The 9,021-nt window shown below is 64.9% G+C and carries 10 protein-coding genes and 3 tRNA genes; 10 read left to right on the top strand and 3 right to left on the bottom strand.

Features of this window, described 5'->3' with window-relative positions; all coding sequences use genetic code 11:
• Positions 1–224: 224 nt before the first annotated feature.
• The 3 genes from BSZ39_RS05135 to BSZ39_RS05125 form a co-directional block, all read right to left on the bottom strand.
• Positions 225–297, bottom strand: a tRNA-Phe gene (locus tag BSZ39_RS05135).
• 44 nt (positions 298–341) lie between these two features.
• Positions 342–415: transfer RNA gene (locus BSZ39_RS05130), tRNA-Asp, on the bottom strand.
• 25 nt (positions 416–440) lie between these two features.
• A tRNA-Glu gene (locus BSZ39_RS05125) sits at positions 441–513 on the bottom strand.
• 156 nt (positions 514–669) lie between these two features.
• Between BSZ39_RS05125 and BSZ39_RS05120 the strand changes: the two genes are divergently transcribed.
• The 10 genes from BSZ39_RS05120 to BSZ39_RS05075 all read left to right on the top strand — a co-directional run bounded on the left by BSZ39_RS05120 (position 670) and on the right by BSZ39_RS05075 (position 9,013).
• A complete protein-coding gene (locus tag BSZ39_RS05120; protein ID WP_245792430.1) occupies positions 670–1,035 on the top strand; it encodes a metallopeptidase family protein in 366 nt (121 codons plus the stop codon).
• Positions 1,036–1,052: 17 nt separating this feature from the next.
• Positions 1,053–2,597 carry a mechanosensitive ion channel family protein gene (locus tag BSZ39_RS05115; RefSeq protein WP_073716300.1) on the top strand — a complete coding sequence of 515 codons (1,545 nt, stop codon included), beginning with the start codon at positions 1,053–1,055 and terminating at the stop codon, positions 2,595–2,597.
• A 3-nt stretch (positions 2,598–2,600) separates the two neighbouring features.
• Positions 2,601–2,999, top strand: a complete 399-nt coding sequence (gene msrB, locus BSZ39_RS05110; protein WP_073716299.1) for a peptide-methionine (R)-S-oxide reductase MsrB — start codon at positions 2,601–2,603, stop codon at positions 2,997–2,999.
• Positions 3,000–3,809, top strand: a complete 810-nt coding sequence (locus BSZ39_RS05105) for an endonuclease/exonuclease/phosphatase family protein (protein WP_073716298.1) — start codon at positions 3,000–3,002, stop codon at positions 3,807–3,809. It abuts the gene before it with no gap.
• Entirely contained in the window at positions 3,806–4,723 is a 918-nt protein-coding gene (locus BSZ39_RS05100; RefSeq protein WP_073716297.1) for an EamA family transporter, read from the top strand. Before BSZ39_RS05105 ends, BSZ39_RS05100 begins: the two co-directional genes overlap by 4 nt.
• An 86-nt stretch (positions 4,724–4,809) precedes the next feature.
• Positions 4,810–5,067 (top strand): GlsB/YeaQ/YmgE family stress response membrane protein, encoded by a 258-nt coding sequence (locus BSZ39_RS05095; protein WP_073716296.1) that lies wholly within the window; start codon positions 4,810–4,812, stop codon positions 5,065–5,067.
• Between the two features lie 87 nt (positions 5,068–5,154).
• Positions 5,155–5,946, top strand: coding sequence for an HAD hydrolase family protein (locus tag BSZ39_RS05090; protein ID WP_073716295.1), 792 nt, complete (start codon positions 5,155–5,157; stop codon positions 5,944–5,946).
• A gap of 162 nt (positions 5,947–6,108) precedes the next feature.
• A complete protein-coding gene (locus tag BSZ39_RS05085; RefSeq protein WP_073716294.1) occupies positions 6,109–6,954 on the top strand; it encodes a PRD domain-containing protein in 846 nt (281 codons plus the stop codon).
• Positions 6,955–6,959: 5 nt separating this feature from the next.
• Complete coding sequence (gene nagE, locus BSZ39_RS05080; protein WP_073716303.1) at positions 6,960–8,534, top strand: N-acetylglucosamine-specific PTS transporter subunit IIBC; 1,575 nt, start codon at positions 6,960–6,962, stop codon at positions 8,532–8,534.
• Complete coding sequence (locus BSZ39_RS05075) at positions 8,534–9,013, top strand: PTS sugar transporter subunit IIA (RefSeq protein ID WP_073716293.1); 480 nt, start codon at positions 8,534–8,536, stop codon at positions 9,011–9,013. The genes nagE and BSZ39_RS05075 overlap by 1 nt, the downstream gene beginning before the upstream one ends.
• The last annotated feature ends 8 nt before the right edge of the window (positions 9,014–9,021 follow it).

Raw genomic sequence — 9,021 nt, 5'->3', positions numbered from 1 at the left:
CGACCATGACCGATACCGACACGCCCGCACTAGCAAGCTAAAACCCCAAACGAGAGGAAAACGCCGTTACACCACTACAAGGGACTTGACCGGCGACGGCTCGCAGCGCTACGTCGATATCGTGACGATCCTGCTCAAAGCGCGCAGCTAATCCGGGGGAGTGTCATCGGCTCATCATCGGGCATGAAAAATCCCCCGCGATAGAAGCTACGCGGGGGATTTCGTGGCTCCGACCGGCGTCGATCCGGTGACCTTTCGATTTTCAGTCGAACGCTCTACCAACTGAGCTACAGAGCCGTTGAACACAATCACCCGGTGCATGACCGGGTGATTCATGATCGCGACCCCGACGGGACTTGAACCCGCGACCTCCGCCGTGACAGGGCGGCGCGCTAACCAACTGCGCTACGGGGCCTCTTAGGTGAGACCTATGGTACTCGTACCCCCAACGGGATTCGAACCCGTGTTACCGCCGTGAAAGGGCGGCGTCCTAGGCCACTAGACGATGGGGGCCAGCGTTTCGGGTCCGATGCTCCATTCGGGCGCCGAGACCTCGATTAGCATACGCGGAAACCCTGCCTGATTGCAAAATCGAACGGTGGGTGTTTCCGCTCACAATCTATTCTGGTGGTAAGGCGGCATCGTGCCGTCGGGAAGGGGAGTGCGCACGTGCCGTTTTCGGAGCCGATCACCGACGAGGAATTCGAGGCGCTCGTCGAAGACGGGCTTGAGCGTATCCCCGAGGCGCTGCTCGACATGCTCGACAACGTCGTCATGATCGTCGAGGACTATCCGCCGGACGACATGCCGCAAGACACGCTCGGCCTGTACGAGGGGGTGCCACTGACAGAGCGCGATGAGGGCTGGCTCGCGGGGGCGCTGCCGGACCGGATTTTCATCTACCAGCAGCCACTGCTGCAGATGTGTGGCTCGCGCGAGGAACTCGTCGAGGAAGTCGCCGTCACGGTCATCCACGAGATCGCCCATCACTTTGGCATCGACGACGATGCCCTGACCGAACTCGGCTGGGACTAACGGACTAATCTGGGGACATGGTCCCAACGGATAAAACCCCTGCGGAAGACGCGGCCGAAGCCGCGATCGACGTCCTCACCCTGCTCGGTTTTGCGGGGATCGGGCTGGCGATCGCCGTCGTTGCAGCGATCCTCATCGGGGTCGTCGTGCGCGTGCTGTCGCGGCGCCGGCCCGCGCTTGGTGCCCTCTCGCGTCACTCCCGGAGGCCGTTCCAGGTCGTGCTCGCGCTGCTCGGCATTTGGCTCGGCGTCCTGATTCCAACGACGAGTGCCGCGGGGGAGCGGTGGCGCATCCTGTTCGACCACGGCTGCATCCTCGCGCTCATCGCCGCGGTGGCGTGGTTGTTGATCTCGGTCGTCGCCGCGATCGAGGACATGGTCGTGAGCCACCACAAGGCGCGGTCCTCGGCGCGCCAAACCGCGCGCGTCAAGACCCAGATGCAGGTGCTGCGCCGCGTCGGCAGCGCCGTCATCGTCGTCTGCGCGATTGCCGGAGCGATGCTGACGTTCGAGGGGGCGCGCGCGATCGGTGCCTCGCTGTTCGCGTCGGCCGGCCTCATTTCCGTCGTCGCCGGTCTTGCGGCCCAGTCGAGCCTCACCAACGTTTTTGCCGGGATGCAGATCGCGTTCTCGGATGCGATCCGCGTCGACGATCTCGTCCAGCTCGACGGGCAGACCGCGACAATCGAGGAGATCACGCTGACCTATGTCGTCGCGCGCACGTGGGATGACCGGCGGCTGATTTTGCCGTCGACGCGCTTTACGACGCAGCCGTTCGAAAACTGGACGCGGCTCGAGCCGAAGCTGCTCGGCACCGTCGAGATCGACCTCGATTGGCTCGTTCCCGTGGAGGCGCTGCGCGCCGAGCTCATGCGGATCGTCTCGAGCTCGGATCTGTGGGATGGGCGCTCGTGCGGCCTGCAGGTGACCGAGGCGACCGATGCGCGCGTGCGCGTCCGGGCCGTCGTGTCCGCAGCGAACCTCGGCGACCTGTGGGACCTGCGCTGCGCCGTGCGCGAGCAGCTCGTGTCGTGGCTCCAGTCCGATGCGCCGTATTCGCTGCCGCGCACGCGCGTCGAGACGAAGCCGTATCAGGCGCCCTCGCTCGAGGAGCGCGAGGCCTTCAATAGGGAGCGCCGGCTCGCGTGGGAGCGGGAGTCCGCCGAGCGTCGTCGGGAAGCGGATGACACGATCCAAATGCTCGACTACGCCGTGCAAACCGAGGACGAATTCGAGCGGAAACAGCGCCAGGAGGCGGCTCGTCGGGCTCGTCGTCGGGCAGAAAAAGCTGACCGTCGGGCGTCGCGTCTCGACAAACTCAAGCTGGGCGGCGGCGCGTTCCGCGAGCCGGTGCCGAGCGCGGAGACGACCCGCGTGCTGACCGGGGAGGACCTCGCGTCGCTGCAGGCCGCGCTGGAAGATGAGCACCCGAGCGTCGCGAATGACCGGCTGTATTCGGGGTCGAAGGACGCCGAGGAACGTGCCGAACTCATGAAGGGCCCCTCCGAAGAGGAGATGGCCGAACGTGTTCAAAGCGCCGAGCGGCGCAAAAAGAAGGGCTGACCAATGACGAATGAATTCTCGAAAACCGACGCCGAGTGGCGGCAGGAACTGACCGACCTGGAGTACCACGTCCTGCGGGAGGCCGGCACGGAACGTCCCGGCACCGGCGAGCTGCTACACGAAAACCGCGAGGGCATCTACTCGTGCCGCGCGTGCGGGGCGGAGCTGTTCCGCTCGGATACGAAATTCGACGCGCACTGTGGATGGCCGTCGTTCTTCGCCCCGTCGGACACCGATGCGGTGACGACGCGCGAGGACCGCTCCCACGGCATGGTGCGCACGGAGGTCAGCTGTGCGCGCTGCGGTTCGCACCTCGGGCACGTCTTCCCGGATGCGCCGCACACGCCGACGGGGGATCGGTACTGCATGAACTCGGTGTCGCTGCGCTTCGAGGCGGACTAGGTGCGCATCGGGACGTGGAACATCCAGGGCGGACGCGGGGCGCGCGGCGGCGACTGGCATGAAACGCCCGTGTCCGTTGCCTCGCTCGAGGCGCTTGCGGAGGCGATTGCGGCCTTCGACCTCGACGTCATTGCGCTGCAGGAGGTCAACCGCGGCCAGCGCCGCTGCGGTGATACCGACCAGTGCGCGATCATCGCGCGTGTCCTTGGGGCGCGCGAGCAGGATGCGAACTTCGTCCCGTTCCACGTCGGGCAGGCCGACGGCCTGCACGGCCCACCGCTGCGGTTTTTCTCCGCTTCGCCCGGCTATGGCCTCGCGCTGATCTCGCGGCTGCCGGTCATCTCGTGGCATGCGCTCGGGTTCCCGTTGCGGCTCCCGCGCGTGAAGCTGTCGAGCAGTGGGGGATCCTTCCTGAAGCGGCTGCGCGTCTACGACACGACGCGTTCTTTCCTCGCTGCGACGATCCGCGACGGCGAGGATACGTGGGCGATCGGGGCGTTTCATGCCCCCGCCGATGAGGAGATCGCCACGCAGCACCAGATCACGGCGACGCATGCGATGCGTACCCTGCCCGGGACGCGGCTGCTTGCGGGCGACTTCAACGTCGGCCCCGAGGTCGTGTGCAAGACACTGCCCGGCACCGGACTCGTCACGCAGGCGACGTTCCCGAACCCGAAACCTGCGCACTGCATCGATCACCTCATCGCCGACGGCCCGGTCGACGTGCACGACTCGGGCGTCGCCGAAATGCCGTTTTCGGACCACTGCCTCGTCTGGGCGGACATTAGTCCGCGGCGTGCCGGGTCATGAGCGAGGTGCGCCCGGCGGCGTCGAGCGGCGCCCTCGCGCCCGCGCTCTTCATCGCCCAGGGGTTCACCCAGTACATTGGGGCGTCGCTCGCCGTCGTCCTGTTTGCCGTGATGCCCGCGACGACGGTCGCGTGGTGGCGCCTCGCGATCGCCGCGCTGATCCTGCTCGCCTGGCGTCGGCCGTGGCCACCACGCGTGCAGCTCACCGCGCGCGATCTCGGGAACGCCGCGCTCTTCGGCCTGTTCCTCGCGACGATGAACATTCTGTTCTATATGGCGATCGCGCGGATCCCGATGGGCCCCGCAGTGGCGCTCGAGTTCACCGGGCCCGTCGTCGTCGCGGCGCTCGCTGGACGCGGTTGGCGGGACCGGCTCGCGATCCTGCTCGCTGCGCTCGGCATTATCTCGATCGGCGGCCTGGGCATGAACTGGAACGATCCCGGGATCGCGGCCGGTATCGCCTATGCACTCGGCGCCGGCGTCGCCTGGGCGATTTACATCGTGCTCGGTCGGGCCCTCGCCACGCGGCGCGGGGGAGAGACGGAACGGACCCGCGGCCCCGATGGCATCGACTCGCTCGCGATCGGAATGGCGGTCGGAGCGCTCGTTTATCTCCCTAGTGCGGTCACGACATTGAGCCCTGCCGTAACTGATGTCACACTCGGCCTCACGGTTATCGGCGTCGCCGTGTTGTCGTCGGTTTTTCCCTACGCGATCGACCAGGTCAATTTCGGTCGACTCTCGGCCGTGACATTCGCAATCCTCACGGCACTTTTGCCCGCAACGTCGGTCGTTGTCGCCGCGATCATGCTGGCGCAGCGCCCCAATGTTTTTGAATGGCTCGGGCTCCTGCTTATCTCTACTGCCGTTGCCCTGACGGGAAGAAATCGCGCCGGTAACGATTCGGTTACTTGATGCAATCTGTCGCGTTCCGCATGCAAATATGAACAACCTGTGAAACGGTTAGAGTGTCGAGAAACCCTCAGTTAGGAGATTCCAACATGATGCATCTTCTGTGGGCCCTCATCATCGGCGCCATCTTCGGCGCGCTGGCCCGCCTCTTCATGAAGGGCGACCAGGGACTCTCGGTCCTGTGGACCATCATCCTTGGTGCCCTCGGTGGCGTCGCGGGTGGCTGGCTCGCCAAGGACGTCTTCGGATGGGACGGCAACTTCGCCTACATCCTCTTCGGTGTTCTCATGTCGATCCTGTTCATCTCGATCTTCCTCGTGGTGACCCGTGGTTCCAAGCGCGTCTAAGACTCGCAATCGCCAACACTGCGCGGCCCGCTTCCTTTTCTGGGAGGCGGGCCGCGCAGCGTGATGTGGCGAGTAAGGTGAAGAGCTATGACCTACCGCGTTGCCCTGCTCGACGTCGATGGCACCCTTCGGGTGAAAGACTCCTGGAACCCCGGGGCGCTAGAACTCCTCAATGATCTGCATAGCGCCGGCGTGCGCATCGCGCTGTGTTCAGGGCGGACGACGGGCTCGCTTACGGCGATCGTCGAGGATTTGCCGCATGTCGACTTCGTGGCCAGCAGTAGCGGAGCGACCGTGCTTGCGCGCGACGGTGGCACGTGGCGAGTCCTCGCGCACCGTGCCGTGCCGCGCGCCGCGGTCGATGCGGCCCTCGAGCTTTCCGCTGCGCGGGGCATCGAAATGTGGGGCTTTACCGAGCGCGAATGGCTGATCCCCGAACATACGGAGCGCTCGCGGCGAGAGACGTTGTTCATCAACGATGCGCCGCGCCCCGCGCCGCTCGTCGATTATGCAGAGCACTACGGCAAGGTGCTGGGGCTGCCGCGCTCTGATGCGGAGCGCTCGGCCTTCCAGGCCCTGGCCGAGATCGAGGGGGCGAGCGTCGTGCGCTCGGGTGGGGACTACATCGACCTCATTGCCACGCACTCCCATGACACGAAGGGTGGCGACGTCATCCTCCAGGCCTGTGGCGCGAACTGGGATGAGGCTCTTGCCATCGGGGATAGCGAGAACGACCACGGTATGCTTGCCAAGGTCGGCCTCGCGGTTTGTCTAGCGCCGCTGACGCCCGAGACTTTGGGACCAGCGCGCGAGGGAACTACGGTCCTAGGGGCCTCGTCGACCAGCGAAGCGCGCGAGCTAGTCTTGCGTCATCTTTAAGCTAGGTCACATCTCGCCACCATTTTTGGTTGCAATTGTTCGAAACGTGTTGCTATAGTCCGGTTAAGCAATTCATCTCGTCGGGAGTAACTGCTCCGCAGGCTTTACCGGCACCGCATGGTTTGATCGACCATGCCTGGCGTCGCTCAGTGAGGAGCCCCTGTGGAGACAGTGCGCCGCGTAATCCGTGTCCTCAGCAATAACGCTGTGCTGACGCGGGATACCGGGGGTGAAATCGTCCTCGTCGGCCGTGGAATCGGATTCGGTCGCAAAGAGGGCGATGTCATCGATGAATCCGCAATTCAACAGAGCTACGTCGAACTCGAACCCGAGCGCGTCCAGATGATCAACTGGATCTCTTCGCTCGGTCCCACCGCCGCGAATACCATCTCGCAGGCGATCGACCTCGCGATCGACACCCTCGGGGACCTCCATCCGGCCGTCTACGTCCTGCTCATGGACCACATCGCGTTTGCCGTGCAGCGAGTCGAGAGTGGCGAACACATCGGCAACCCGCTGCTACCGCAGATCCGCGAAATGATCGTCCAGGAATTCGCGGCCGCGCAGCTCATGGTGCGATACCTCAACGACCACCTCGATATTTCGCTGCCCGACGAGGAAGCGGCCTTCATTGCGCTGCACCTGAACGCCTCGCGCGCGGGCGAAACCGTGAAGCAGCCCCTGCAGCGCGCCAACCAGCTGGCGGCCATCGTCGACGATGTTGCTGCCGCCTTTGCCGCACCCGAATCGGTGCGCGAAACCATCACCCACGATCTCGTCGTCGTCAACCGCCGGGTCAACGCGCATCGCCCCCGACGAAACGAGGCCAGCTCGGTCATCCGCCGCGCACTCGGCCCTGACTACGACATCGCAGCCAGGATCATCGCCCGGCTGCTGGGGGCAGATTCGCTCCCCATAACTTTTTCCGACGAAGCGGCTTACCTCGCCGTTCAAGTACATGGTTGGCGGATGGAAAGCCAATCAACACCAGGGAAGGAAACGAAGTGAACATCATGCAGGGCCTGCAAAGGCTCGGAAGGGCCCTTATGGGCGCGGTGGCGGTCATGCCGGTTGCCGCGATCCTCATGGGTATCGGCTACTGGCTCGATCCGACGGGATGGGGTGCGGACAACACCGCTGCCGCAGTCCTCATCACCTCCGGAGCGGCAATCCTCGATAACCTCGGCTGGATCTTCGCGGTCGCGATCGCGTTCGGTCTCGCCAAGGACTCCAACGGCGCCGCGGCGCTGTCGGGCTTCATCGGCTACGCCACCGTCACCAAGCTCATTGGTGAAAAGGCCGTCGCCGGCTACCAGGGCGTCGACCTCGAAAAGCTCGAGGGCGCCGCGAAACTCGACTGGGTCTCCCACGGTTGGGGAGCCGTCAACGACAAGAACGTCCTCATCGGTATCCTCGTCGGCATCCTTGCCTCCTGGGTTTACAACCGGTTCCACAAGACCAAGCTGCCGGACGCACTCGCGTTCTTCTCTGGCCGCCGCCTCGTCCCGATCATGACCGCCCTGCTGTCGATCGTGCTCGCGGGCATTCTCTACTTCGTTTGGCCGCTGGTCTACAACGCACTGTTCAACTTCGGTGAATGGATCCAAGGCATGGGCGCCATCGGTGCCGGCATCTACGGTGTCGTCAACCGCCTGCTCATCCCGACCGGCCTGCACCACGCCCTCAACTCGATCTTCTGGTTCGACGTTATTGGCATCAACGACATCGGCAAGTTCCTCGCCGGTGGCGAGACCATCGCCGCGGCCCAGGCCGCGACCGATGCCGCGAGCTGCCCGGGTATCTGGAATGGCGCGTCCTGTGAGGTCGTCGGTGTCGTCGGCCGCTACCAGGCTGGCTTCTTCCCCGTCATGATGTTCGGCCTGCCGGCCGCTGCCCTCGCGATGTTCCTGCGCGCGGATTCCAAGCGCAAGAAGACCGTCGGCTCCCTCATGTTCGCCGGTGCGCTGGCCTCCTTCTTCACCGGCGTGACCGAGCCGCTCGAATTCGCGTTCATGTTCGTCGCCCCGCTGCTGTACGTCGTGCACGCGCTCCTCACCGGTATCTCGGTTGCGATCGCGGCCGCCATGCAGTGGACCGCCGGCTTCGGCTTCTCCGCGGGCTTCGTCGACATGTTCCTGTCGGCCCAGAACCCGCTGGCGAACAATTGGTGGATGCTGCTCCTCATGGGCCTCGTCGTGGGCGGCGTGTACTTCGCCGTCTTCTACTTCCTCATCCCGCTGCTCAACCTCAAGACCCCGGGTCGTGGGGACGAGGTCGAGGCGTCGGAAGGCGAAGCCAGCGGCGATGCGGGCTCCGAAGCGATCGCTGACCAGGTCATCAAGGGCCTCGGCGGCGCCGGCAACATCGAGACGCTCGACTACTGCGCGACCCGCCTGCGCACCATCGTCAAGGACCCCTCCCTCGTCGACGAAGCCGCCATCAAGAAGGCTCAGGTCGCCGGCGTGATCCGCCCTTCGCAGAAGGCCGTCCAGGTCGTCGTCGGACCGCACGTCCAGTTTGTCTACGACGCCGCAGCTGACATGCTGAAGGATGGCGAGACCGCACTGCACGGAGAGCAGGAAATCTAATGGCCTTCGGATTTGGCAAGAAGAAGGTGGAACTGCGCGCGCCGTTCCCGGGTGACTTCGTCGCCCTGGAAGATGTGCCCGACCAGCTCTTCTCTGACAAGATGCTGGGCGATGGTTTCGCCGTCCGCCCTGCCAACGGAGTCGAGGTCGTCGAGGTCATCGCCCCGTGCGCGGGCAAGCTCAGCCGGGTCTTTAAGACCAAGCATGCCTTCGCCATGGTCTCCACCGAAGGGCTTGAGCTCCTCGTGCACATCGGCCTCGAGACCGTCGACCTGAAGGGCGAAGGCTTTGAGGCCCTCGCCGAGACGGGCGACGAGGTCGAGGCCGGCCAGCCCGTGATCCGGATGGACGTCGCGCACCTGCGTGCGGCGGGCCTCGACCCGGTCACGCCGGTGGTGTGCACGAAGGGCGCACAGGTCGCGAAGCTCGCCATCTCCGAGACGAGTGACGGGCCAGTGTGTACCGTCACTCTCAAGTGAAAGGAATC

It is taken from the genome of Bowdeniella nasicola (assembly GCF_001907295.1).
Classification (GTDB): Bacteria; Actinomycetota; Actinomycetes; order Actinomycetales; family Actinomycetaceae; genus Bowdeniella; species Bowdeniella nasicola.
Note: the sequence above shows the minus strand (reverse complement) of the source record. Positions and strands in the feature narration are given on the sequence as shown.

Bases quoted from the DNA above. Each gene is read 5' to 3' on its own strand.
- BSZ39_RS05095 (WP_073716296.1), top strand. From the start codon at position 4,810: ATGATGCATCTTCTGTGGGCCCTCATCATCGGCGCCATCTTCGGCGCG.
- BSZ39_RS05115 (WP_073716300.1), top strand. From the start codon at position 1,053: ATGGTCCCAACGGATAAAACCCCTGCGGAAGACGCGGCCGAAGCCGCG.
- nagE (WP_073716303.1), top strand. From the start codon at position 6,960: ATGCAGGGCCTGCAAAGGCTCGGAAGGGCCCTTATGGGCGCGGTGGCG.
- BSZ39_RS05075 (WP_073716293.1), top strand. From the start codon at position 8,534: ATGGCCTTCGGATTTGGCAAGAAGAAGGTGGAACTGCGCGCGCCGTTC.
- BSZ39_RS05090 (WP_073716295.1), top strand. From the start codon at position 5,155: ATGACCTACCGCGTTGCCCTGCTCGACGTCGATGGCACCCTTCGGGTG.
- BSZ39_RS05100 (WP_073716297.1), top strand. From the start codon at position 3,806: ATGAGCGAGGTGCGCCCGGCGGCGTCGAGCGGCGCCCTCGCGCCCGCG.
- msrB (WP_073716299.1), top strand. From the start codon at position 2,601: ATGACGAATGAATTCTCGAAAACCGACGCCGAGTGGCGGCAGGAACTG.